We start from the raw sequence: 22,471 nt of genomic DNA, 5'->3' as shown, positions 1-22,471 counted from the left end.
CCGGGCGCGCGGCCCCCGACCGCGTTCGATACTTTGGGGACCGTGGACAAGAAGAACGCCCTGCGCGCCGGCGCCCTGGCAGCCGGTACGACGCTGATGATGCTGCTCATGTCGTCCCCCGCGCTCGCGCTCAACCGCGACGACGGCGACGACCCCGGCACGGGCCTGAGCGTCATCGAGACGCTGGGCCTCTATGTCCTGCTCCCGATCGGGCTCTTCGTGGCCATCGCCGGTCTGGTGATGGTGCTCGACAAGTCCCACCAGAAGAAGGACCCGACGAGCTCCAACATCCGGACCGAGGCGGACGCCAAGGCCTGACCCCGGGCCCGCTCGCCCGAGCGGTCCGCACGCGCTTCCCCGAAGGGCGCCGGCACCCCGCCGGCGCCCTTCGGCGTGTCACGCGGATCTAGCGCTCGGTGGCGAGCAGCAGCTCCCGCAACAGATCCGCGAGCTGCGCCGCCCGCTCCGGACCCAGGGCGGCCAGCGCCCGCGACTGCTCGGCGACGCCCGCGACGACCGCCTCGTCGATCAGCCGCAGCCCCTCCTCGGTCAGCGTGACCTGGAGTCCGCGCCGGTCGTGCGGGTCGGGGGAGCGGCGCAGCAGTCCCGCGCGCTCCAGTTTGTCGAGACGGCCCGTCATCCCGCCGGTGGTGAGCATCAGCGTGGCCGAGAGCTGCCGGGGCGAGAGGGTGTACGGCTCCCCGGCGCGGCGCAGGGTGGCGAGGACGTCGAACTCGCCCCGGGAGATCCCGAACGGCGCGTACACCTGCTCGTGGCGGTCGCCCATGGCGCGCGCGAGCCGGTAGACGCGCCCGAAGACCTCCATCCCGGCGGTGTCCAGGTCGGGCCGCACCCGGGCCCACTGCTCGATGATCGCGTCGACGGGGTCCGCGCGGCGCGGCTCGGGGCGTGCACTCATAGCGGGGAGTATCCGCGTGGCAGGGGATACCCGCAAGAAAGTAGCTTGCAGATAAGTAGCTTAGGGCTAAGCTACTTATGGCTCACTCGCCGGAAGGGGTGTCCATGTCCGCGCATCACCGCGCCGCCGTCGTCGCGCTCACCGCCCTCGCCCCCGTTTCCTGGGGCACCACCTACGTCGTCACCACCGAGTTCCTGCCGCCGGAGCGCCCCCTGTTCACGGCCCTGGTCCGCGCCCTGCCCGCAGGACTGCTGCTCCTCGCCGTCGCCCGGGCGCTGCCGCGCGGCGTCTGGTGGTGGAAGGCGGCGGTGCTGGGCGCGCTGAACATCGGCGCCTTCTTCCCCCTGCTGTTCCTCTCCGCGTACCGGCTGCCGGGCGGGCTCGCGGCGGTCGTCGGCTCGGTGGGCCCGCTGCTGGTGCTGGGGCTGTCCGCGCTGCTGCTGCGGCGTCGGCCCGCGCTCCGGGACGTCCTTGCCGGGACCGTCGCCGCGCTCGGCGTGAGCATGGTGGTGCTGAAGGCGGCGGGGGCGCTGGACGCGCTGGGCGTGGCGGCGGCGTTCGCGTCCACGGCGTCGATGGCCGCGGGCACGGTGCTGACGCAGAAGTGGGGCCGCCCCGAGGGCGTCGGCCCCCTCGCCCTCACGGCCTGGCAACTGACCGCGGGCGGCCTGCTGATCGCCCCGCTCGCCATCCTGGCCGAGGGCGCCCCGCCCGCCCTGGACGCCGGCGCGGCCGGAGGTTACGCCTACCTGGCCCTGGTCAACACGGCCATCGCGTACTGCCTGTGGTTCCGCGGCATCGGCCGCCTCACCGCGACCCAGGCCACGCTCCTCGGCCCGCTGTCCCCGCTGACGGCGGCGGTGCTCGGCTGGGCGGCCCTGGGCGAGAGCCTGACGGCTTGCCAACTCGGCGGGATGGCCCTCGCCTTCGGCGCGACGGTGGCGGGCCAGCTGAGGCGGTCGTCAGCCGGACCGACCCGATGCCAGCTCGCACCACACGACCTTGCCCCTGTCGCCCTCCCTGGCGAGCGGCTGCCAGCCCCACACATCGGCACAGGCCCGCACCAGCGCCGGCCCGCGTCCGTCCTCGCGGTCGGGGTCCGGCGAGAAGCCGGGCGCAGGCGAGGGCACAACTGATCCGCATCATGAGCCTCTCCATGGCGCCGCCCCGCGGCACCCTCACCGTGCCCGCCCCGGTGTTCGCCGCGTTCGTGGACGCCCTGAAGCGGTCGGGCGGGCTGGTGTAGCGTCGCCGGGCCGGCCGCGCGGTCAGATCACGATCACCCGCCGCCCCCTCGTGTGCCCCGCCCGGCTGTCGGCGTGGGCGGCGGCCGCCTCCGCGAGGGAGTAGGTCTTCTCCACCGGGATGTGGAGCGTGCCCTGTTCGAGGAGGCGGACCGTCTCCTTCAGGGCGTCCGGGACGCTGCCCGCGACGTTGGAGAAGCGGACGCCCAGCTCGGGGGCGCCGGGGTCCGCGATGGACACCACCGTGGCCGGGTCCCCGGTCAGCTCCACCAACTCGCGCAGGACGCCTGCGCCGGCCAGGTCGAGGGCCGCGTCGACCGAGGCGAACGCCCGCACCCGCTCCGGCCAGCCCTCGGCGTACGTCGTGGCGTGCGCGCCGAGGCCGCGCAGGTAGGCCAGGTTGGCCGCCCCGGCCGTGCCGACCACCGTGATGCCGCGGTCGCGGGCGATCTGCAGCACCGCCGAGCCGACCCCGCCCGACGCGCCGCTGACCAGCAGGGTCTGTCCGGGGCGGACACCGCACTCGCGCAGGATGCGCAGGGCCGTCTCCATGACGGACGGATAGCCGGCCGCCTCCTCGAAGGAGAGGCCCTCGGGCATCCGGGCCCAGGCGCGCAGCACCGCGAACTCCGCGTAGGTGTCGGCGCCTTCGCCGAAGACGCGGTCACCGACCGCCACATCCGTGACGCCCTCGCCGACCTCGTCCACCACGCCTGCCGCGTCCAGTCCGACGCCCGCGGGCAGTGACGCCGGGAGGACCGGACGCATCTGACCCTCCCGGATCCTCCAGTCGACGGGGTTCACCCCGGCCGCGCGCACGGCGATGCGTATCTCTCCCGGGCCCGCGTGGGGCTTCTCGGCGTCGATGAGACGAAGGACGTCGGGGCCGCCGAACTCGGCGTAGCTCACTTTCTTCATGCCGACGACCGTAACACTAACCGTTAGGTTGTTGGAGTCGTTAGGGTTTTGTATCTGCTAGCGTCCTGGTCATGTCTGAGCAACCGCCGTCCGGACGTCGAGAGCGCAAGAAGGCCGCCACGCGTCAGAAGATCGCCGATACCGCCCTGCGGCTCTTCCTGGAGCGCGGGTACGACGCGGTGGGCATCCGGGACGTGGCGGCCGAGGCCGACGTGGCCGTGACCACCGTCTTCTCCCACTTCGCCGCCAAAGAGGCCCTCGTGTTCGAGCGGGACGCGGACGTCGAGCGGCGTCTCGCCCGCGCGGTGACCGACCGCGCGCCCGGCGCGCCGCTCGTGCCCGCCCTGCGCCAGGAGATGCACGCCCTGGTGCGCCACTGCCTGGCCGACGAGGCCGCCCCCGTGTGGCGGATGATCGACGCCTCGCCCGCGCTCCGGGAGTACGAGGGCTCCATGCGGCTGCGGCACGCGGAGACGCTGGCGGCCGCGCTCGCCGCGGAACCGGGCGCGCCGCGCGGCGCCACCGCCTGCCGGGCGCTCGCCCGGTTCGTGGTCGACGCCTTCGCGCTGGCCCGCGAGGCGGACGACCCGGAGACCGCGGTGGACGACATCTTCCGGATGGTCGAGGCGGCCTGGGAGGCCGCCGGGGCGGGCGTGCCGGTCCGGCCCGTGACATGACGGAAGGGGCGCCCGGCCGGGAAGCCGGACGCCCCTTCTCGCTGTCAGGACCGCGTTACGCCGACGTCGCCGCCGCGTCCGCCGCCTGTGCCCGCAGGGCGCGTTCCACGCCCGCGCGGGACTCCGAGACCAGGCGGCGCAGGGCCGCGCCCGGCTCGGCGGAGGCCAGCCAGGCATCCGTCTTGTCGAGGATCTCGCCGGAGACCTGGATGCCCGGGTAGAGGCCGACCGCGATCTGCTGGGCCATCTCGTGGGAGCGGGACGCCCACACGTCCGCCAGCACCTCGAAGTACTTGTCCGTGTACGGCGCCAGCAGCTCCCGCTGGTCGGTCTGGACGAAGCCGGCGATGACCGCTTCCTGGACCGCGTTGGGCAGCTTGTCGGACTCGACGACCGAGGCCCACGCCTCCGCCTTGGCCTCCTCCGTCGGGCGGGCCGCCCGCGCGGTGGCCGCGTGCCGCTCGCCCGCCGCGGTCCTGTCCCGCTCGTACTCGGCGGCGATCTCCGCCTCGTCGAACCGGCCCACCGCCGCCAGCCGCTGCACGAACGTCCAGCGCAGCTCGGTGTCGACGGCCAGGCCCTCCACGGTCTGCGTGCCGGCGAGCAGCGCCTCCAGCAGGTCGAGCTGCTCCGGGGTGCGGGCGGTCGCCGCGAAGGCGCGCGCCCAGGCGAGCTGGTGGTCGCTGCCGGGCGCGGCGGACCGCAGGTGGGCCAGCGTGGCGTCGGTCCAGCGGGCCAGCAGCGCCTCGCGGGCGGCCGGGTCGGCGTACAGGTCGAGGGCGAGCTTCACCTGCCGGTGCAGCGACTGGACGACACCGATGTCGGACTCCTTGCCGACGCCCGACAGCACCAGCGACAGGTAGTCCCGCGCGGGCAGCTCCGCGTCCCGGGTCATGTCCCAGGCGGAGGCCCAGCACAGCGCCCGCGGCAGCGACGACTCGAAGTCGCCCAGGTGCCCGGTGACGAGGGCGAGGGACTGCTCGTCCAGGCGGACCTTGGCGTAGGACAGGTCGTCGTCGTTGAGCAGGACCACCGCCGGGCGGCGCTTGCCCACGAGCTGCGGCACGGCGGTCAGCTCGCCGTCGACGTCCAGCTCGACGCGGTCGCCGCGGACCAGCTTGCCGGTCGCCTCGTCCAGGTCGTAGAAGCCGATCGCGATGCGGTGCGGGCGCAGGGTCGGCTCACCCTTGGCGCCGGCCGGGAGCGCGGGCGCCTCCTGGCGGACGGCGAAGGACGTGATGACGCCCGCGTCGTCCGTCTCGATCTCGGGACGCAGCACATTGATGCCGGCGGTCTCCAGCCACTTCTTCGACCAGGTCTTCAGGTCGCGGCCGGAGGTCTCCTCCAGGGCGCCCAGCAGGTCGGACAGGCGCGTGTTGCCGTACGCGTGGCGCTTGAAGTACGCCTGCACGCCCCGGAAGAACTCGTCCTCGCCGACGTAGGCGACGAGCTGCTTCAGCACGGAGGCGCCCTTGGCGTACGTGATGCCGTCGAAGTTGACGAGCACGTCGTCCAGGTCGCGGATGTCCGCCATGATCGGGTGGGTGGACGGCAGCTGGTCCTGGCGGTAGGCCCAGGTCTTCATCTGGTTCGCGAACGTGGTCCACGAGTGCGGCCACTTGGAGCCGGGCGCGTCGGCCTGGCAGGCGGCCTCCGCGAAGGTGGCGAACGACTCGTTCAGCCACAGGTCGTTCCACCACTCCATGGTGACCAGGTCGCCGAACCACATGTGCGCCAGCTCGTGCAGGATCGTGGCCGCCCGCACCTCGTACGCCGCGTCCGTCACCTTCGAACGGAACACGTACTGGTCGCGGATGGTGACCGCGCCCGCGTTCTCCATCGCGCCCGCGTTGAACTCGGGCACGAACAGCTGGTCGTACTTCTCGAACGGGTAGGCGTAGTCGAACTTCTCCTGGAACCAGTCGAAGCCCTGCCGGGTCACCTCGAAGATGGCGTCCGCGTCGAGGTACTCGGCCAGCGAGGGCCGGCAGTAGATGCCGAGCGGCACCGACCGGCCGTCCTTCTCGTACACGCTGTGCACCGAGTGGTACGGGCCGGCGATCAGCGCCGTGACGTACGTGGACAGACGCGGGGTCGGCGCGAAGACCCACACGTTGTCCTTCGGCTCCGGCGTGGGGGAGTTGGAGATGACCGTCCAGCCCTCCGGCGCCTTCACGGTGAACTGGAACGTCGCCTTGAGGTCCGGCTGCTCAAAGCTCGCGAACACCCGGCGGGCGTCCGGCACCTCGAACTGCGTGTACAGGTACGCCTGGTCGTCCACCGGGTCGACGAAGCGGTGCAGGCCCTCACCCGTGTTGGTGTACGCGCAGTCGGCACTCACCCGCAGCACGTTGCGGCCCCGGAGCAGACCGGGCAGGGCGATACGGGAGTCCGCGAAGACCTCGGCGGGGTCCAGCGCGTCACCGTTCAGGGTGATCTCGTGGACGGCGGGGGCCACCAGGTCGATGAAGGACTCCGCGTCCTCGGCGGCGTCGAAGCGCACCGTGGTCACGGACCGGTAGGTGCCGCCCTCCTGCGCGCCGGAGAGATCGAGCTCGATCTCGTACGAGTCAACGGTCAGCAGCTTCGCCCGCTGCTGCGCCTCTTCGCGGGTCAGGTTTGTGCCAGGCACGCGGTCATCTCCTCGATATGTGTGGGTTGCGTCATCCTTCCACGCGAGATCGGCATCACGCGATGACGAGACCGCAGGCATGGGGATACCCCTGTGTCGTGCGGGTGGCCAAGGTGGTCATACCGGGAGTAGCATTGACCGTATGAAGATCAGTGTGAGCCTGCCGCAGGCGGATGTCGCCTTCGTCGACGAGTACGCCGCACGCACCGACGCCGAGTCCAGGTCCGCCGTGATACACGCCGCGATCGAGCTGCTGCGACAGGCGCAGCTCGTACAGGAGTACACCGAGGCGTTCGCCGAGTGGGACGCCGGTGAGGACGCCGCCGCCTGGGACCGGACGAGTGGGGACGGGGTCGCCGATGAGGCGTGGTGACATCTACATGGTGGATCTGGAGCCGGTCAGGGGCAGCGAGGCCAACAAGGTCAGGCCGGCCGTGATCGTGTCCAACGACGGCGCCAACGCATCCGTCGAGCGGCACGGCCGCGGTGTCGTCAGCGTGGTGCCACTGACGTCGAACACCGCCCGTGTCCTGTCGTTCCAGGTCTTCCTGCGCGCGGACGAGAGCCGGCTGCCCAAGGACTCCAAGGCGCAGTGCGAGCAGGTGCGCGCCGTCGCCCCCGACCGTCTGCTGCATCGGGTCGGTGCTGTCCCCCGACAGCGGATGGCCGACATCGACGTGGCGCTGCGGCGGCACCTGGCGCTCTGAAAGCGCCGAGGGGGCGGGCCCACCGGCGGGCCCGCCCCCTCTGTCATGCCTGCGACGTCAGCCGCTCAGCTCCTGCGCCACCAGCTCCGCGATCTGCACCGCGTTCAGGGCCGCGCCCTTGCGCAGGTTGTCGTTGGAGACGAACAGCGCCAGGCCGTTCTCCACCGTCTCGTCACGGCGGATGCGGCCCACGTACGACGGGTCCTGGCCGGCGGCCTGCAGCGGGGTCGGGATGTCGGTGAGGACCACCCCGGGAGCCTCGGCCAGCAGCTCGGCCGCGCGCTCCGGGCTGATCGGGCGGGCGAACCGGGCGTTGATCTGGAGGGAGTGGCCGGAGAAGACCGGGACGCGCACGCAGGTGCCCGAGACCTTCAGCCCGGGGATGTCCAGGATCTTGCGGGACTCGTTGCGCAGCTTCTGCTCCTCGTCGGTCTCGTTCAGACCGTCGTCGACGAGGTTGCCCGCGAAGGGCAGCACGTTGAAGGCGATGGGGCGCTTGTAGACCCCGGGCTCGGGGAAGTCGACCGCCGAGCCGTCGTGCGTCAGCTTGTCGGCCTCGTCGACCACCTTCTGCGTCTGGCCGTGCAGCTCCGCCACGCCCGCGAGACCGGAACCGGACACCGCCTGGTACGTGGCGACGACCAGCGCCTCGAGGCCCGCCTCCGCGTGCAGCGGACGCAGCACCGGCATCGCGGCCATGGTCGTGCAGTTCGGGTTGGCGATGATGCCCTTGGGGCGGTTCGCGATCGCGTGCGGGTTGACCTCGGAGACCACGAGCGGGACCTCGGGGTCCTTGCGCCAGGCGGACGAGTTGTCGATCACCACGGCGCCCTGCGAGGCGACCTTCTCGGCCAGCGCCTTCGAGGTCGCGCCGCCCGCGGAGAACAGCACGATGTCCAGGCCGCTGTAGTCGGCGGTGGAGGCGTCCTCCACCGTCACGCCGTCCAGCTCCGTGCCCGCCGAACGGGCCGAGGCGAACAGGCGCAGCTCCGTGACCGGGAAGTTCCGCTCCTTGAGGATCCTGCGCATGACCGTGCCCACCTGACCGGTGGCTCCGACGATTCCGACCCTCACGGCGTCTCCCTACTGCGTCTCTCGCGTACCTGATGTGCCTGGACGGGGCACTTCCATCATGCGGCCGACCACGCCCCGGCTGTCCAATTCTTTGCCCCGGGTGCCCGCACAGTGGGACGAACCGGTTCCGGGCGCCGGTTGCGGACCTTCGGCGTCAACCCCTCTGAGCTGCAGAAATTCCCCCTGCGGGGGCCGTCGGCCGCAAGGACCCCTGCCCAGGCGGACCCCGTCCACACGAAGGTGTGACGTACGCCTCTGCGGGCCCCGCGGATCCGTCCGAACGTTCCGGGCGGCCGTCGCGTCGTAGGGGAAACAGCGTGAGGGGGGTGAGCGGTGCTGCGCGGAAGAACCCGGCGCGGCCGCGGGCCGTACGTCACCGACGACGACCCGCTGGACGCGGCGCAGGAGCGCCGGGTGCGGGCGGTGCTCGCACTCGGGGGAGTGCCGCAGGCGGACCTGCCGGACGGGGTGCAGCAGGTCCGCCTGCGGCTGCTGGAACGCGCCGCGAGCGGCAGGGAGGCGCCCCGGGACGTCTCGGCGTGGGCGGCGGTCGTCGCCTCCAACCTCGCCATGGACTGGCACCGGGCCAAACGGCGGCAGGAACGGCTGGGGGAGCGGCTGGCCGCGCTGCGGCCCGCCCAGAGCCCGTCCGGCGAGGAGACCAGCGTGCTCTCGCTGGCCGTCGCGCGGGGCCTGGACGCGCTGCCCGACGCGCAGCGCCAGGTCGTGGTGCTGCGCTTCTACGCCGACCTGCCGGTCCGCTCCATCGCGGAGCAGCTCGGCGTCCCGGAGGGCACGGTCAAGAGCAGGCTGCACACGGCGGTACGGGCCCTGCGCGCCCGCCTGCACGAGGACGAGGTGGTGTGACGTGACCGCCCACGACAACAGCGGGGACAAGGACCCGTTCCGGGAGGACGCAGGGCGCGAGGACCCGGGGCACGACGCGCTCACGGCGGCCCTGTTCGACGAGCCGCCGCCCGAGGGGGTGCGCGAGGACGCCGGGTTCCTCGCGGCGCGGGACGCCGCGCTCGCCGACATCGCGGTGCTCCAGGAGCAGCTGACGCTGATCGGGGACGCGCTGGCGGGGCGAGAAGAGGCCGCTCCGGCCGGGGAGCGGCCGGCGGAAGGGCCCGGAGCGGCCGGGCCGCGCCCCGCACGCACCACGCCCGCCGCGCCGCTGCGGCGACGGTCCCGGTACCGGCCCCTGAAGCTGGCGCTCGGCGGGCTCGCCGCCGCTGCCGCCGCCGGGTTCGTCCTCGGGCTGGGCTGGCTCGTGTCGCAGCACGGCACGACGGCCGGCTCGGCGGACCAGGGCGTCGCCTCGGACGCCAAGGAGGCGGGGGGCGCCGCCTTCGGCACCCCCCGCTACCTGGCGTGCGCGCGCCTCGTCGCCGAGGGCGAGGTGACGGCGGTGGAGCGGGTGCCGGGAGCCGCCGGCACGTACCGGGTCACGGTGCGGGCGACCCGGTACTACAAGGGCACCGGCCCGGTGACCTTCCTCCGTGACGCCGCGGACGCCCCGCCGCGCCCGCGCGACCGCGTCCTGGTCGGTCTGCCCGAGGAGGGCCCGTACCCGGACGCGGTGGTGACCGGCGAGGAGGAGATCGCCCCGCTGCGGGCCGGGCTCACCGTCGCCGCGTCCGAGTCGCGGGGCCTGGCCTGCGGCTGAGGCCTCGCGGCCGGGGCACGGAGAGGGGCGGGCGTCCCCGGCGGACATCCGCCCCTCTCGGAGTCCGGCCCGCGGCCGTCTCCGTGCGGCCGGGCACGGCGAAGGACGGGCGTCCGTACGGGCGCCCGCCCCTCGTAGGTGATCCGGTGACTGCCGGTCCGCTACGGGACGACCTTCTCGATCGCCACGTTGCCGATGCCCGCGACCGTGCCGCGCGCGTTCACCAGCTGCACGCGGCCGAAGAACGCACGTCCCTCGGGGGCCGCGGCGGCGACGGTGACCTCGCCGGAGACGGCGGCCTTCGCGCCCGTGCCCAGCTTCACCGGCGCGGACTCGTCGACGGTGACGGTGCCGAGCGTGGCGGAGAAGAACACGTCCAGGTAGTCGTACTCCGTCGTGCCCGCCGGGACCGAGTAGCCGTCCACCTCGATGGTGTACGTGCCGGCCTTCGGGGAGGCGATGGAGACGGACTCCTCCGAGTCGCCGTCCGCGGACTGGGCGACCCGGGCGCCGGACGCGTCGTACACGGCCAGGTCCAGGTCGGCGGCGGTGTCGGAGACGTTGCCGATCGACACGTCCAGCGACGCGGCGCCCTCGGGCACCTCGACCGTGGTGGTGTGGACGTCACCCGTGGCGATCGACGGGCGGGCCGTCTTCGACGAGCCGAGCGGACCGCCGACCAGCTTGCCGTCGATCGCGGCGGCCTCGTTGGTCACCGTCCAGCCGACGGCGGCCGGGGTGCCGACCTTCGCCTCGGGCACCGTGACGGTCTCCGGGTCGAAGGCCGCGCCGAGCACGGCGACGTCCAGCGTGTACGGGTTGTCGAGCAGCGGCGAGGTGCGGCGCGACTCGACCTCGATCTCCCAGACGCCCGGCTGCGGGGCCGCGTACGACCGCACGTCGGGGCGGCAGGTGTTCGCCGGGTTGGTGTAGTTCGGGTAGCAGTTGACGGTCGACGTCGGGTCGGCCGGCACACCGTACGGGTGGATGGAGACGAACCGGGTCTGGCTCGTCGCCTTCAGCCCGCTCATCGCGACCTCCAGCGTCTTCGCGCCCTCGGGCACGGTGACGAAGTAGGAGGTGGTGTCGTTGCGCTGGGCGGTGCCCTTCACCGAGTAGGTGTACTCCAGCGAGGCGGAGACCACCACGGTGGTGAGGATCTGCCGGTCCACGCCTTCGGTGCGCGGGTCGTCGACCTCGAGGATCGCGCTCTTGATGCCGGCCGAGCCGGGCCGCGCCTGGACCTTGACGGTCACCGGCTTGTTCAGCGGCAGCGACACCTCGTCGTCGCCGACGATGCGGAAGGTGCGGTCCGCGTTGTTGGCGATGTCCAGGTCGTGGCGGACGGCCCGGTCCGGGCCGGTCGTACGGGTGATGGTGATGTCGTACGTCTTCTTCTGGCCGGCCTTCAGGCCGCCCTCACGGTCGTACAGCCCCGTGCCGTAGCCGGGGGTCTTGAGGAACTGGTCGATCGCGGTGTCGACCGGCGCCTTCACGGTGTACTCGTGCGCGGTGGCGCCGTCGCGGATCGCCTCCCAGGCGTCCACGACGTCGATGAGACCGGCGCCCTCCTCGTAGGCCTGCACACCCTTGATGTGCCGGGCGGTGGAGGTGAGGGCGGTGCGCAGCGTCGCCGGGGTGAGCTCGACGCGCTTCTGCTTCGCGGCGGACAGCAGCAGCGCGGAGGCGCCGGCGGCCTGCGGGGAGGCCATCGAGGTGCCCTGGAGCATGCCGTAGCCGGCCGGCAGGCTGTAGCCCGCCTCGGCGACCGGGGCGCCCGGCAGCCAGGTCTGGATGGTGTTGACGGCCGCGCCGGGCGCGACCAGGGTCGGCGTGAAGCCGCCGTCCTCACGCGGGCCGCGCGAGGAGAACGGCATCATCGCGTACCTGGTCCTGACCTCGGAGCCGTAGTTGGCGGCCCAGGTCTCCTTGGAGACGGACGCGCCGACCGAGATGACCTTGTCGGCCAGGGCGGGGTCGCCGATGGTGTTGGCGCCAGGGCCGGAGTTGCCCGCGGAGATCACCAGCTGGACGCCGTAGGTGTCGATCAGCCGGTTGTACAGCTCGGCACGGGCGTTGTTGCCGTCGTTCAGCGCCGGCAGACCGCCGATGGACATGTTGACGATGTCGACGCCGCGCTTGGTGACGAGGTCGATCATGCCCTCGGTGAGCGCGACGCTGGTGCAGCCGCCCGACCAGGTGCAGGCGCGGGAGGAGACCAGCTTGGCGCCGGGCGCGGCGCCGTTCATCTTCCCGCCGAACAGGCCGTGGGCGGCGGTGATGCCGGCGACGTGGGTGCCGTGCTCGGACTCGATGACGCCGATGTTGACGAAGTCGGCCTTCTTGCCGATCCAGTCGCCGCCGTAGGGGTCCATCGGGACGTCCTTGCGGATCTCCACGACGAACGGCTGGCGCTCGGCGACGTCGGTCTTCGGGTCGTCGGTGCCGAACCACCCGATCTGGAAGCCGTCCTTGTACGGCTTCATCGGGGTGTCGTCCGAGAAGTCCTGGTTGTTGTTCAGGTCGACGCGGACCGTGCCGGCGGCCGCGTCGTAGAGGACGCCCCAGACGTCGGTGGTGTCGCCGTCGCGGTTGGCGTCGCCCTTCGCGTCGCCGCCGGTGGTGTACGACTCGCGGAAGAGGCTGACCTGGTAGGAGCCCTCGGGGGCCGTCCAGGTGGCGCCGCCGTAGGTGAACGCCGGGCCGGAGACCGCGTTGACCATGGGGCGCCAGGTCTGGTCGCTGTCCACGATCGGGTCGGTCGCCGTGACCCAGTCGACGATCTTGCGCTCGCCGGTGGTGGTCCTCTGCAGCGCGGGGTGGCCGAGGTCGACGCCGGAGTCGAGGATGCCGATGGTGACGCCGCGGCCGTCCGCCTTGGGGTTCTTCTTCACGAAGTCCACGGCGCCCGTCTCGAAGGACGGGTTGTACGGGTTCTTCGCGGGCGTCTTCCGGTCCGGCGCGGGGTAGCTCGTGGCGCTCGCGCCCGTGCCCTTGGCGGCCTTCGTGGTGTCGGCGGCCGGGGTCGGGTCGTCGAGCAGGATCTCCTCGCGCAGGTCGACGCCGTGCACGGAGGAGAGCTTGGTGGCGGCGGCGATGGCCGCGTCCGCCTTGCCGGTGGGCACGGTGGCGCGGACGTAGCCGAGCTTGTCGTCGAAGCGGCCGACCGAGGCGCCCTTGAGGGACTCGATCTCCTCGGTGACCTGGGCGGTCTTCCCGGGGGCCGTCGCGATCATCATCGTGACGTGCTTGGCGCCCTCGGCCTTGGCCTCGGCGAGCAGTTCCGCGTCGTGCGAGCCGAGCTTGTCGTGGGCGGACTTGACGTCCGCGTCGGCCGGTGCGGCGGCCGGGCCGTCGGCGGCGAGGGCCAGCGGGACCGGCCCGGCCGCGGAGAGCGCGGCGACGAGACCGGCGGCGACGGCTATGCGGGCCGCGCGTCTGGTGCCCGATATGGGGGCGCGCTGCGGGGAGTTGGTCATCGGCATCCCTTGCAAGGAGCGAACGATCGGGAGCGGCCAGGGGTGATCGTTCCTGGTCGCGGGGGTCCGGAATGCACTACCGGACGATCGATGAGCTTCGCGTAAAGGGCCTTTGTTTGGCGAGGGTTGGCCGGAAGGCCGGGAGAGGTGTGGGGAAAACCCCCGGTGCCCGTATGGGGAGATCACGCCTGAAGCGGGCAAGTCCGTCATGCTCATGCAGGGTGGGTGTCCACAGTGCGGACCCGCCCGAATACTCCCCTGCGCGTTCCCGGCCGCCCGGGATACCGTCCGGCGATGCGACGGACGTTGAGGGTGGCGGCCTACGCCGTGGTGGTGCGCGACGGACAGCTCCTGCTCGCCCGGTCCCGGGGTGAGAACGGCGTCCCCGAGTGGGTGCTGCCGGGCGGCGGCATGGAGCACGGCGAGGATCCGTACGACACCGTGCGGCGCGAACTGGAGGAGGAGACCGGCTATCTCGTCGAGGTCACCGGTTTCCTCGGGGTCGACTCCAGCCGCCGCACCCTGCCCGGCCGCCTCCGCCGCCCGGTCGACCACCACGGCCTGCGGCTGCTCTACGAGGCGCGGGTCGCGGGAGGGGAGCTCCGCCACGAGATCGGCGGCTCCACCGAACTCGCCGCCTGGCAGCCCCTCGACGCCGTCCCCGGCCTGGTCCGCATCGGCCTCGTCGACACCGCCCTGCGGCTGTGGCGCGAACGCCCCGCGGGGGGACGTCTGGAGGCCGGCCGGGGATGACGCCCGCGCCGGCGCGCGGAACGGCCGAAACCTGATCAACCGCCGGGAGCCGTGGCAACCCCGCCGCCCCCGGCGCGGTCCCTCCCCACGACCACGCAGGACGGACAGGGGAGGCACGAGCATGCGGAAGCGGATGCGGACGACGGCGGTGGCAGCGGTGGCGGTGGCCCTCACGGCGGCCCTGGCGGCCCCCGCGGTCGCGGCGGGACCCGGCGCGGACCGCACGGGGGACACCGGCGACCACAAGGCCACCGCCCGGGCCGTGCGGGCCGCGGTCGAGGGCGGGGTGCCGGGCGTGACGCTGCGGGCGGAGGACCGGCGGGGCGTGTGGACGGCCACCGCCGGGGTGGGGAACCTGCGCACCGAGCGCCCGCGCTCCCCGCACGACCGCTACCGGGTCGGCAGCATCACCAAGACCTTCGTGGCGACGGTGCTGCTGCAACTGGAGGCGGAGGGCACGCTGTCGCTGGACGACACCGTCGACTCCTGGCTGCCCGGCCTGGTCACCGGCAACGGCCACGACGGCGCCCGGATCACCCTGCGCCAGCTGCTCAACCACACCAGCGGCGTCTTCGACTACACGGCCGACGAGGACTTCGGCCGCACCTACTTCCTCAAGGAAGGCTTCTTCGAGCACCGTTACGACACCCTCGCCCCCGAGGAACTGGTGCGCATCGCGATGTCCCACAAGCCGGACTTCGCGCCCGGCGCCGGGTGGAACTACTCCAACACCAACTACGTGCTGGCGGGACTGGTGATCGAGAAGGCCACCGGCCGCCCCTACGGCGAGGAGATCCGCCGGCGCGTCATCACGCCGCTGCACCTCACCGGGACCTCGGTCCCCGGCACCCGCACCGGCGTGCCCGGACCCAGCAGCCGCGCCTACGGCAAGCTCACCGCGGACGGCAGCGGTCCCGTCCACGACGTCACCCGGATCAACCCGTCCATGGCCTTCTCGGCGGGCGAGATGATCTCCGACTCCAAGGACCTGGGCCGCTTCTACCGCGCCCTGCTCACCGGACGGCTGCTGCCGAAGGAGCAGCTGGACGAGATGACCGACACGGTGGCCGTGGACGACACGCACGGCTACGGGCTGGGCCTGATGAGCACCGAGCTGAGCTGCGGGGTGACCGTCTGGGGCCACGGCGGCGGCATCCACGGCTCCACGTCCGACGCCGTCACCACCCGGAACGGGCGCCACTCCCTGGCGTTCAACTTCAACGGCGACTGGACCGGGGACCCCGAGGCGGTGATCGACGCCGAGTACTGCGGCGACTGACACGAGGCGGGCCGTCGCACTAGCGGGGCAGCACGACGACGTACGCGGCCGGATCCCGGTCCGCCGACGCCATCAGGGCCGTGCGGACCACCACGGCCTGCTGCTCCGCCGCGTCCCGCAGCTTGCGCGGCGTGATGTGCACGACCGTGATGCCGAGACGCTCCAGGTGCTCGCGCTTGCGGGTGTGCTCCACCCACTCGGCGTCGTCCTCCGGCCGTCCGCCCGGCCGGGGCGCGCGGGTGTCCAGCTCCACCGCCACCGCCTGCTCCGGCCAGTACGCGTCCAGGCCCCCCAGGCGCGGGCCGCCGGGCAGGCGCAGGTCCACGTTCCAGCACGGGTCCGGCAGGCCGTACTCGCGGACCATCCGGTACAGCCGGGACTCCGCGAGCGCCCGGCCCTCGGCCAGCAGGGAGTCCACCGCGTGCACCACGTGCGGGCGGTTCAGCAGCTTCGCCGCCGTCAGCTCCCGGACCACCGCGGCCGGTTCGCAGTGCCCGCCGCGCACCGCCTCGGTCAGCAGCCGGCGCACGACGACCGCGTCCTTCACGCCCGCCACCGCGTCGGCCAGCGCCCGCGGGACCGGGGCCACCGGCAGGCCCGTGACCTGCTCCGGGACCGGCAGCGCGGCGGCCCGCACGATCCGGGCGCAGCCCGTCGACCGCAGCCGGCGCAGCCGCGGCACCAGGACGTCGAACGTCTCCTGGGACGGCAGCGGGGGAGCGGACGTGAAACCGTGCAGGGTCAGCGCGGCCAGCCCCGTGATCATCGCCTCGCCGTAGGGGGAGGCGGGCGGCTCGTCCCCGCCCGGCTGCACGGGCACGCTCACGGTCCGCTCCCGCGCCGCGTACAGCAGCACCGCGTGCAGTCGCTCCTCGCTGGTCGGCGGCCCCGGGTGCAGCAGGACCACGCCGGGCAACAGCTGCCGCCAGGGCCCGCCGGGGCGGCACTGCTCTCCGGCCTCCACGGCGGAGACGCCGTGCGCCCGCAGTTGCGTATGGGTCAGCACGCGCCGTCCGGTGCCGGTGGCGAGGTGGTGCGAGGGGCGCGGGGAGAGGGGGGTGTTGTGGTTCATGACCGGCAATTTCCCGCCTCCGGCCGCCCTCCGAACCCCTGTTACACGCCCGTCGCCGAACCCGGACAAGCCCGCACTAAAGGACGCGTGTTCGGATACCGAAAGCCGCTGGTCCGTTCGGGTGAGGGGCGGGGTTACGGGGCCGAATGCCCGCGTTCGGTAACGGTGGTTGCACGGCCGGAGAGGCTGACGATTCAGCCCCTCCGGCGTTCGAGGCGCGGGAGTGTCAGCCCGCCGCCGCGTCGCAGGCCTGGCCCCGCAGGGCGCGCGCCAGGTCGTCGCGCGCCTCCAGCACCAGACGCCGCAGCGCGGGCGCCGCGTCCTCGTGAGAGGCGAGCCACGCGTCGGTGGCGTCCAGGGTGGCCCGGGAGTCCTCGTAGGACGGGAACAGGCCGCGGACCACGTCCATGCCGATCTGGATCGACCGCTCCGTCCACACCCGCTCGATCGCCGCGAAGTACTTCTCCGCGTAGGGCGCGAGCAGCTCCCGCTGGGACGGCTGCGCGAAGCCCGCGATCGTCGCCTCCACCAGCGCGTTGGACAGCGCGTCCGACTCCACGACCTGCGCCCAGCACTGCGCCTTGACCGCCTCCGACGGGCGGGCCGCCAGACAGCGGACGTGGTGGCGCCGCCCGGAGGCGGTGTCGTCCCGCGCCAGCTCCTCGTCCAGCCGCTTCTCGTCGGCCGCACCGTGCGCGGCCAGCGGCTCCAGGAACGCCCAGCGCAGCTCCTGGTCCACCTCCAGACCCGGCAGGGTCACCGTGCCGTCCAGCAGCGAGGCCAGCAGCTCGAAGTCGGCCCGGCCGCACGCCACGCGGGCGAAGAAGCGCGCCCACGCCAGCTGCTGCTCGCTGCCCTCGCCGGCCGCCCGCAGCTGCTCCGCCGCGCCCTCGGCGAGCCGCCGCCCGGCCTCCTCGCGCCGCTCGGGCGCGGTGTAGTGCACGGCCGCCGACTCCGCCCAGGCGTGCAGCGTCTGGAGCACGCCGATGTCGGTCTCCCGGCCCGCGAACCGCAGCACCAGCTCGGTGAAGTCCCGGGCCGGCAGCAGCGCGTCGCGCGTCATGTTCCACAGCGCGGACCAGCACAGCGCGCGGGCCAGCGGGTCGGAGAGGTCGCCCAGGGCCTCCCGGAGCGTGGCCAGCGACGTGTCGTCGAAGCGCGTCTTGCAGTACGTCAGGTCGTCGTCGTTGACCAGCACCAGCTCCGGCGCGTCCGCGCCCGCCAGCTCCGCCACGACCGTCCGCGGCCCCTCGACGTCCGTCTCGGCCTGCGCGTACCGCTCCAGGGCGCCCGCGTCGGTGCGCCGGTACAGGCCCACCGCGACCCGGTGCGGGCGCAGTTCGGGGTGCGACTCCGCGGCCTCCTGCACCACGGCCAGCTCGTCCACGGTGCCGTCCGCGCGCAGCAGCACCTGCGGGGTGAGGGAGTTGACGCCGGCCGTCTCCAGCCACGCCCGGGACCAGGCGGCCATGTCACGCCCGCTGGTCTCCTCCAGCACCGACAGCAGGTCGCCGAGCCGCGTGTTGCCGTAGGCGTGCCGCTTGAAGTAGCGCCGGGCGCCCTCCAGGAACGCGTCCTGGCCGGCGTACGCCACCAGCTGCTTGAGCACGGAGGCGCCCTTGGCGTAGGTGATGCCGTCGAAGTTGAGCTTGGCGTCCTGGAGGTCGCGGATGTCCGCGGTGACCGGGTGCGTGGAGGGCAGCTGGTCCGCGCGGTACGCCCACGCCTTGCGGCGGTTGGCGAAGGTGATCCAGCCGTCGGTGAAGCGGGTCGCGCCGACCAGCGAGAAGGCGCCCATGAAGTCGGCGAAGGACTCCTTCAGCCACAGGTCGTCCCACCACTCCATGGTGACCAGGTCGCCGAACCACATGTGGGCCATCTCGTGCAGGATCACGTTGGCCCGGCCCTCGTAGGAGGCCCGCGTCACCTTGCCGCGGAAGATGAACTCCTCGCGGAAGGTCACCATCCCCGGGTTCTCCATCGCGCCCAGGTTGTACTCCGGCACGAACGCCTGGTCGTACTTCCCGAAGGGGTACGGGTAGTCGAAGTGGTCGTGGAAGAAGTCCAGGCCCTGCTTGGTGATCAGGAAGACGTCGTCGGCGTCGAAGTGCGGGGCGAGGCCCTTGCGGCACATCGCGCCGAGCGGGATCTCCAGCCGGGTGCCGTCTTCGAGAACCCGCTCGTAGCGGTCGGTCACGTAGTGGTACGGACCCGCGACGACACACGTGATGTACGTCGAGATCGGCTTGGTCTCCGCGAACCGCCAGACCCCGTCGGCCAGTTCGCCCGCGCCGTTGCTCCACACCGTCCAGCCCTCGGGGGCCCGCACCTCGAAGCGGTACGGCGCCTTCAGGTCGGGCTGCTCGAAGTTCGCGAAGACCCGGCGGGCGTCGGCCGGCTCGTACTGGGTGTACAGGTACACCTCGCCGTCCTCGGGGTCGACGAAGCGGTGCATGCCTTCGCCGGTGCGGGAGTAGGCGCACCGCGCGTCCACCACGAGCTCGTTGTCGGCGGCCAGGTCCTCCAGCAGGATGCGGCTGCCGTCGAAGACCTGGCCCGGGTCGAGGTCCCGGCCGTTCAGGGACACCGCCGTCACGCTCGGCGCGATCAGGTCGGCGAAGCTGCTCGCCCCCGGCTCGGCGCAGCGGAACCGCACCGTGGTGACCGACCGGAAGGTGCGCGGGCCGTCGCCGTCGTGCTCGCCGGTCGCGGAGCGCAGGTCCAGGGACACCTCGTACCCGTCGACGGACAGCAGTGCTGCCCGCTCCCGGGCCTCGTCACGGGTCAGGTTCTCACCGGGCACGGGCGGACTCCTCATGCGTCGTCGACAGGGAAGGACAGCACCGATCCTGCCATGCGCCCCTGACGCGGGTCAGCCGGGAATGGCCGGGGCGAGCTCCGGCGTTGACACGGTGGAACACCGCCTTCACGAGGAGCGACATGTCGGACAAGTCTCCCGCCACGCCCGTCGACTTCTGGTTCGACCCGCTGTGCCCCTGGGCCTGGATGACCTCCCGGTGGGTGCTGGAGGTGCAGAAGCAGCGGGACCTGGACGTGCGCTGGCACCTGATGAGCCTCGCCGTCCTCAACGAGGACAAGCTGGACGAGCTGCCCGCCGAGTACCGCGAGATGCTCGAGCTCAAGGCCTGGGGCCCGGTCCGGGTGGTCATCGCCGCGCAGGAGGAGCACGGGCCGCAGGTGCTCGGCGACCTCTACACCGCGCTCGGCACCCGCATCCACAACAAGGGTGAGGGCCCGGGCAAGGAGACGGTCGCGGCGGCGCTGAAGGACGTCGGGCTGCCCGACTCCCTCATGGAGCACTGGGACTCCACCCCGTACGAGCCGCAGCTGCGCGCCTCCCACAAGGAGGGCATCGACAAGGTGGGCCAGGAGGTCGGCACCCCGGTGATCGCGGTCCCCGGTCCCGACGGCGAGGAGATCGCCTTCTTCGGCCCGGTCGTCACCCCGGCCCCCCAGGGCGAGGAGGCCGTCCGCCTCTGGGACGGCACCCTCGCGGTCGCCTCGGTCCCGGGCTTCTACGAGATCAAGCGCACCCGCACGAAGGGCCCGGACTTCAGCAACCTCTGATCACCGGTCCGGCACACGCCGAAGCCCCCGCGCGTCCTGTCCTCGCGGGGGCTTCCGCCTGCCTCAGCGGCGCTCGCGGGTCCGCTGCCAGGCGTAGCCGACCGCCGCCAGCGCCAGCGTCATCGCGCCGGTGGAGTAGAGCTGCACCCGCGTGTCCGGCTCCCGGGCCATCAGCACGAAGACCGTCGCCATGCCGGCCAGCGCCGCCCAGGTCAGCCAGGGGAACGCCCACATCCGCACGGCCAGCCGCTCCGGCGTCTCACGCTCCAGGCGGCGCCGCAGCCGCAGCTGGGAGACGGCGATGAAGATCCAGACGACCAGGATCACCGCGCCGATCATGTTCAGCAGCCAGGGGAAGACGTCATCCGGCCGCCAGTAGCTCAGCAGCACGCACAGGAAGCCGAAGACGGAGGACGCCAGCACGGCGGCGCGCGGCACCCCGCCCGACACCCGGCCCAGCCACGTCGGGCCCTGGCCGCGCCGCACCAGCGAGTAGCCGATGCGGGAGGCGCCGTAGATGTTGGCGTTCATCGCGGACAGCAGCGCCACCAGCACGACCACGTTCATCAGCTGGCCGGCGCCGGGGATGCCGAGCCGGTCGAGGGCGGCGACGTAGGGGCCGTCCTCGACCACCTGCGGGGAGTCCCAGGGGACGAGGGCGACGACGACCGCCATCGAGCCGACGTAGAAGACGGCGATCCGCCACATCGCGGTGCGCACCGCGCGCGCCACGCCGCGGACCGGGTCCTGGGACTCGGCGGCCGCGATGGTCACCGTCTCCAGGCCGCCGTAGGCGAAGACGGACGCGAGCAGGCCGATGACCAGGCCCTCGCCGCCGTTGGGCAGCAGCTCGGTGAGGTTCGAGCCGCCCGGCGAGTCGGTGCCCGGCAGCACGCCGGCCAGCGCCAGCACGCCCAGCACCAGGAACAGGGTGATCGCGCCGACCTTCAGCGCGGCGAACCAGAACTCGAACTCGCCGAAGTTCTTCACCGCGGCGAGATTGGTCCCGCAGAACACCACCATGAACAGCGCCACCCACGCCCACTCGGGCGTGCCCGGCAGCCATCCGTGGACGATCTGCGCGGCGCCGATGCCCTCCAGGCCGACCGCGGTGCACAGCAGCACCCAGAACGCCCAGCCGGCGGTGAACCCGGCCCAGGGGCCGATGGCCCGCTCGGCGTGCGAGGAGAAGGACCCGGAGGACGGGTACGCGGCCGACATCTCGCCCAGCATCCGCATCACCAGCATGACCAGCAGGCCGGAGAGGGCGTAGGCGATCACGACGGAGGGGCCCGCGGCGGCGATGCCCGCGCCGGAGCCGACGAACAGTCCGGCGCCGATCACCCCGCCGAGGGCGATCATCGACAGATGGCGCTGTTTGAGACCGGGCGAGAGGGAGGCGCCGCCGGTGTCCGTGGGCGTCTCGACCGTGGTGAGGGGCATGGGCGCGGCTCGTCCAATGTGGGGGGAAGGCAAAAACGCCCCTAGTCTGGGCGGCGGCCCGGAGGTCCTGAGGCGGCCGCCCAGCATGTGGACGACAGTCAAGCGGAGGGTCACAGTCCGCTCACTGCGGGCTGATCGTCCCGTACGGCCGGCCGCCTTCACGGCGCCCGTGCGGTGCGAGGCGTCCGCCTCGGTCGCGCAGGACTCCTTGGTGGATCCCTACAGCCGCTCCTCCGCCCCTCCGTGTCGGCGACGCCACGTCACCTCAGTGACCCGTGTCACCTCGGGCGACGTGTGGCCCCCGTCCTTTGTCCGGAGCCCACCAACTCCCTGTTCGAGCCTTTGTCGAGCGCTGCTGGTGATCAGCACGGGGGCGCCGGTATAGCGTCGCGGTGTTCCCACTTGCCCTCACCCCGGGGAGTCCCCATGAGCACCGCCACCGTCACCTCCGCCCGGCCCGGACAGGTCCTCGCCGACCTCGTCCCCGCCTCCCGTGTCCGGGACGCGGCCCTCGTGCTCGGCGGCGCCGCGCTCACCGGTCTCGCCGCCCAGATCGCGGTGCCCGTCCCCGGCTCCCCGGTGCCGGTGACCGGCCAGACCTTCGCGGCGCTCCTCGTCGGCACCACCCTCGGCGCCCGCCGCGGCTTCGCCTCGCTCGCGGTGTACGCGCTCGTGGGCATGGCGGGCGTGCCGTGGTTCGCGGAGGGCAAGTCCGGGATGAGCATGCCGTCCTTCGGCTACATCCTCGGCATGCTGCTGGCGTCCGTCGTCGTGGGCGCGCTCGCCCGCCGCGGCGCCGACCGCTCCGCCTGGCGCATGGCCGGCACGATGCTGCTCGGCTCGGCGATCATCTACGCCGTCGGCGTGCCGTACCTGGCCCTGGCCACCGGGATGTCCGCCTCCGCCGCGATCGCGGCCGGCCTGACCCCGTTCCTCATCGGTGACGCGCTGAAGGCGGCCCTCGCGATGGGCCTGCTGCCCACCGCCTGGAAGCTCGTCGACAAGCGCTGACGACTC

The 22,471-nt window shown here is 72.8% G+C and carries 19 protein-coding genes; 11 read left to right on the top strand and 8 right to left on the bottom strand.

The genetic code is table 11. From position 1 onward, the window contains the following. Positions 1–42: 42 nt before the first annotated feature. Positions 43–318, top strand: coding sequence for a hypothetical protein (locus ACP7TJ_RS10915; protein WP_093765752.1), 276 nt, complete (start codon positions 43–45; stop codon positions 316–318). Between the two features lie 88 nt (positions 319–406). Here ACP7TJ_RS10915 and ACP7TJ_RS10910 read toward each other — a convergent pair whose 3' ends face one another. Further along, a complete protein-coding gene (locus ACP7TJ_RS10910) occupies positions 407–919 on the bottom strand; it encodes a MarR family winged helix-turn-helix transcriptional regulator (RefSeq protein WP_093765751.1) in 513 nt (170 codons plus the stop codon). A gap of 104 nt (positions 920–1,023) precedes the next feature. Between ACP7TJ_RS10910 and ACP7TJ_RS10905 the strand changes: the two genes are divergently transcribed. Further along, positions 1,024–2,055 carry an EamA family transporter gene (locus ACP7TJ_RS10905; RefSeq protein WP_427762952.1) on the top strand — a complete coding sequence of 344 codons (1,032 nt, stop codon included), beginning with the start codon at positions 1,024–1,026 and terminating at the stop codon, positions 2,053–2,055. A 132-nt stretch (positions 2,056–2,187) separates the two neighbouring features. Here ACP7TJ_RS10905 and ACP7TJ_RS10900 read toward each other — a convergent pair whose 3' ends face one another. After that, the gene (locus tag ACP7TJ_RS10900) at positions 2,188–3,081 is read right to left on the bottom strand and encodes an NADP-dependent oxidoreductase (protein WP_427762950.1); all 894 of its coding nucleotides are present in this window, start codon (positions 3,079–3,081) and stop codon (positions 2,188–2,190) included. Positions 3,082–3,152: 71 nt separating this feature from the next. Between ACP7TJ_RS10900 and ACP7TJ_RS10895 the strand changes: the two genes are divergently transcribed. Continuing rightward, on the top strand, positions 3,153–3,758 hold the full coding sequence (locus ACP7TJ_RS10895) for a TetR/AcrR family transcriptional regulator (RefSeq protein ID WP_189909755.1): 606 nt from the start codon (positions 3,153–3,155) through the stop codon (positions 3,756–3,758). A 55-nt stretch (positions 3,759–3,813) separates the two neighbouring features. Here ACP7TJ_RS10895 and pepN (ACP7TJ_RS10890) read toward each other — a convergent pair whose 3' ends face one another. Further along, positions 3,814–6,390 (bottom strand): aminopeptidase N, encoded by a 2,577-nt coding sequence (pepN, locus tag ACP7TJ_RS10890; protein ID WP_427762948.1) that lies wholly within the window; start codon positions 6,388–6,390, stop codon positions 3,814–3,816. Between the two features lie 142 nt (positions 6,391–6,532). Here pepN (ACP7TJ_RS10890) and ACP7TJ_RS10885 point away from each other — a divergent pair, with 142 nt between their 5' ends. After that, positions 6,533–6,763 (top strand): ribbon-helix-helix domain-containing protein, encoded by a 231-nt coding sequence (locus ACP7TJ_RS10885; RefSeq protein ID WP_167742605.1) that lies wholly within the window; start codon positions 6,533–6,535, stop codon positions 6,761–6,763. Continuing rightward, positions 6,750–7,097 (top strand): type II toxin-antitoxin system PemK/MazF family toxin, encoded by a 348-nt coding sequence (locus tag ACP7TJ_RS10880; protein ID WP_093765746.1) that lies wholly within the window; start codon positions 6,750–6,752, stop codon positions 7,095–7,097. The genes ACP7TJ_RS10885 and ACP7TJ_RS10880 overlap by 14 nt, the downstream gene beginning before the upstream one ends. A 57-nt stretch (positions 7,098–7,154) precedes the next feature. On the opposite strand, the gene ACP7TJ_RS10875 is transcribed toward ACP7TJ_RS10880, so the two are convergent. Continuing rightward, on the bottom strand, positions 7,155–8,171 hold the full coding sequence (locus tag ACP7TJ_RS10875; protein WP_093765745.1) for an aspartate-semialdehyde dehydrogenase: 1,017 nt from the start codon (positions 8,169–8,171) through the stop codon (positions 7,155–7,157). A gap of 333 nt (positions 8,172–8,504) precedes the next feature. On the opposite strand from ACP7TJ_RS10875, the gene ACP7TJ_RS10870 reads away from it, so the two are divergent. Together ACP7TJ_RS10870 and ACP7TJ_RS10865 are read left to right on the top strand one after the other, a co-directional pair. Continuing rightward, complete coding sequence (locus tag ACP7TJ_RS10870) at positions 8,505–9,038, top strand: RNA polymerase sigma factor (protein WP_093765744.1); 534 nt, start codon at positions 8,505–8,507, stop codon at positions 9,036–9,038. A gap of 1 nt (position 9,039) precedes the next feature. Beyond that, on the top strand, positions 9,040–9,840 hold the full coding sequence (locus ACP7TJ_RS10865) for a hypothetical protein (protein WP_386000750.1): 801 nt from the start codon (positions 9,040–9,042) through the stop codon (positions 9,838–9,840). A gap of 161 nt (positions 9,841–10,001) precedes the next feature. On the opposite strand, the gene ACP7TJ_RS10860 is transcribed toward ACP7TJ_RS10865, so the two are convergent. Continuing rightward, positions 10,002–13,319 carry a S8 family serine peptidase gene (locus ACP7TJ_RS10860; RefSeq protein ID WP_427762944.1) on the bottom strand — a complete coding sequence of 1,106 codons (3,318 nt, stop codon included), beginning with the start codon at positions 13,317–13,319 and terminating at the stop codon, positions 10,002–10,004. Between the two features lie 294 nt (positions 13,320–13,613). Between ACP7TJ_RS10860 and ACP7TJ_RS10855 the strand changes: the two genes are divergently transcribed. Both ACP7TJ_RS10855 and ACP7TJ_RS10850 read left to right on the top strand, forming a co-directional pair. Next, positions 13,614–14,072: an NUDIX hydrolase gene (locus tag ACP7TJ_RS10855; RefSeq protein WP_266397153.1), complete on the top strand. Its 459-nt coding sequence runs from the start codon at positions 13,614–13,616 to the stop codon at positions 14,070–14,072. Between the two features lie 121 nt (positions 14,073–14,193). Next, a complete protein-coding gene (locus tag ACP7TJ_RS10850; protein WP_367453586.1) occupies positions 14,194–15,351 on the top strand; it encodes a serine hydrolase domain-containing protein in 1,158 nt (385 codons plus the stop codon). A 19-nt stretch (positions 15,352–15,370) separates the two neighbouring features. Here ACP7TJ_RS10850 and ACP7TJ_RS10845 read toward each other — a convergent pair whose 3' ends face one another. Both ACP7TJ_RS10845 and pepN (ACP7TJ_RS10840) read right to left on the bottom strand, forming a co-directional pair. Next, on the bottom strand, positions 15,371–16,423 hold the full coding sequence (locus tag ACP7TJ_RS10845; RefSeq protein ID WP_167742608.1) for a hypothetical protein: 1,053 nt from the start codon (positions 16,421–16,423) through the stop codon (positions 15,371–15,373). Between the two features lie 226 nt (positions 16,424–16,649). After that, a complete protein-coding gene (gene pepN, locus ACP7TJ_RS10840; protein WP_189909749.1) occupies positions 16,650–19,226 on the bottom strand; it encodes an aminopeptidase N in 2,577 nt (858 codons plus the stop codon). Positions 19,227–19,363: 137 nt separating this feature from the next. Between pepN (ACP7TJ_RS10840) and ACP7TJ_RS10835 the strand changes: the two genes are divergently transcribed. Continuing rightward, positions 19,364–20,011, top strand: a complete 648-nt coding sequence (locus ACP7TJ_RS10835) for a DsbA family protein (RefSeq protein WP_093765738.1) — start codon at positions 19,364–19,366, stop codon at positions 20,009–20,011. 63 nt (positions 20,012–20,074) lie between these two features. Here ACP7TJ_RS10835 and ACP7TJ_RS10830 read toward each other — a convergent pair whose 3' ends face one another. Further along, positions 20,075–21,454, bottom strand: a complete 1,380-nt coding sequence (locus tag ACP7TJ_RS10830; protein ID WP_093765737.1) for an amino acid permease — start codon at positions 21,452–21,454, stop codon at positions 20,075–20,077. A gap of 426 nt (positions 21,455–21,880) precedes the next feature. On the opposite strand from ACP7TJ_RS10830, the gene ACP7TJ_RS10825 reads away from it, so the two are divergent. Then, positions 21,881–22,465 carry a biotin transporter BioY gene (locus ACP7TJ_RS10825; RefSeq protein ID WP_167742611.1) on the top strand — a complete coding sequence of 195 codons (585 nt, stop codon included), beginning with the start codon at positions 21,881–21,883 and terminating at the stop codon, positions 22,463–22,465. Positions 22,466–22,471: the final 6 nt, after the last annotated feature.

The organism is Streptomyces sp. DSM 41931, assembly GCF_050271085.1.
GTDB classification, from domain to species: domain Bacteria; phylum Actinomycetota; class Actinomycetes; order Streptomycetales; family Streptomycetaceae; genus Streptomyces; species Streptomyces albogriseolus.
The sequence above is the reverse complement of the archived record's forward strand: the minus strand, read 5'-3'. Positions and strand labels throughout refer to the sequence as shown.

What these genes read in the sequence shown, in the direction of transcription:
- ACP7TJ_RS10895 (WP_189909755.1), top strand. Translation starts at nt 3,153, where the DNA reads ATGTCTGAGCAACCGCCGTCCGGACGTCGAGAGCGCAAGAAGGCCGCC.
- ACP7TJ_RS10845 (WP_167742608.1), bottom strand. Translation starts at nt 16,423, where the DNA reads ATGAACCACAACACCCCCCTCTCCCCGCGCCCCTCGCACCACCTCGCC.
- ACP7TJ_RS10835 (WP_093765738.1), top strand. Translation starts at nt 19,364, where the DNA reads ATGTCGGACAAGTCTCCCGCCACGCCCGTCGACTTCTGGTTCGACCCG.
- ACP7TJ_RS10825 (WP_167742611.1), top strand. Translation starts at nt 21,881, where the DNA reads ATGAGCACCGCCACCGTCACCTCCGCCCGGCCCGGACAGGTCCTCGCC.
- ACP7TJ_RS10900 (WP_427762950.1), bottom strand. Translation starts at nt 3,081, where the DNA reads ATGAAGAAAGTGAGCTACGCCGAGTTCGGCGGCCCCGACGTCCTTCGT.
- ACP7TJ_RS10885 (WP_167742605.1), top strand. Translation starts at nt 6,533, where the DNA reads ATGAAGATCAGTGTGAGCCTGCCGCAGGCGGATGTCGCCTTCGTCGAC.
- ACP7TJ_RS10910 (WP_093765751.1), bottom strand. Translation starts at nt 919, where the DNA reads ATGAGTGCACGCCCCGAGCCGCGCCGCGCGGACCCCGTCGACGCGATC.
- ACP7TJ_RS10860 (WP_427762944.1), bottom strand. Translation starts at nt 13,319, where the DNA reads ATGACCAACTCCCCGCAGCGCGCCCCCATATCGGGCACCAGACGCGCG.
- ACP7TJ_RS10880 (WP_093765746.1), top strand. Translation starts at nt 6,750, where the DNA reads ATGAGGCGTGGTGACATCTACATGGTGGATCTGGAGCCGGTCAGGGGC.
- ACP7TJ_RS10905 (WP_427762952.1), top strand. Translation starts at nt 1,024, where the DNA reads ATGTCCGCGCATCACCGCGCCGCCGTCGTCGCGCTCACCGCCCTCGCC.
- ACP7TJ_RS10855 (WP_266397153.1), top strand. Translation starts at nt 13,614, where the DNA reads ATGCGACGGACGTTGAGGGTGGCGGCCTACGCCGTGGTGGTGCGCGAC.
- ACP7TJ_RS10850 (WP_367453586.1), top strand. Translation starts at nt 14,194, where the DNA reads ATGCGGAAGCGGATGCGGACGACGGCGGTGGCAGCGGTGGCGGTGGCC.
- ACP7TJ_RS10830 (WP_093765737.1), bottom strand. Translation starts at nt 21,454, where the DNA reads ATGCCCCTCACCACGGTCGAGACGCCCACGGACACCGGCGGCGCCTCC.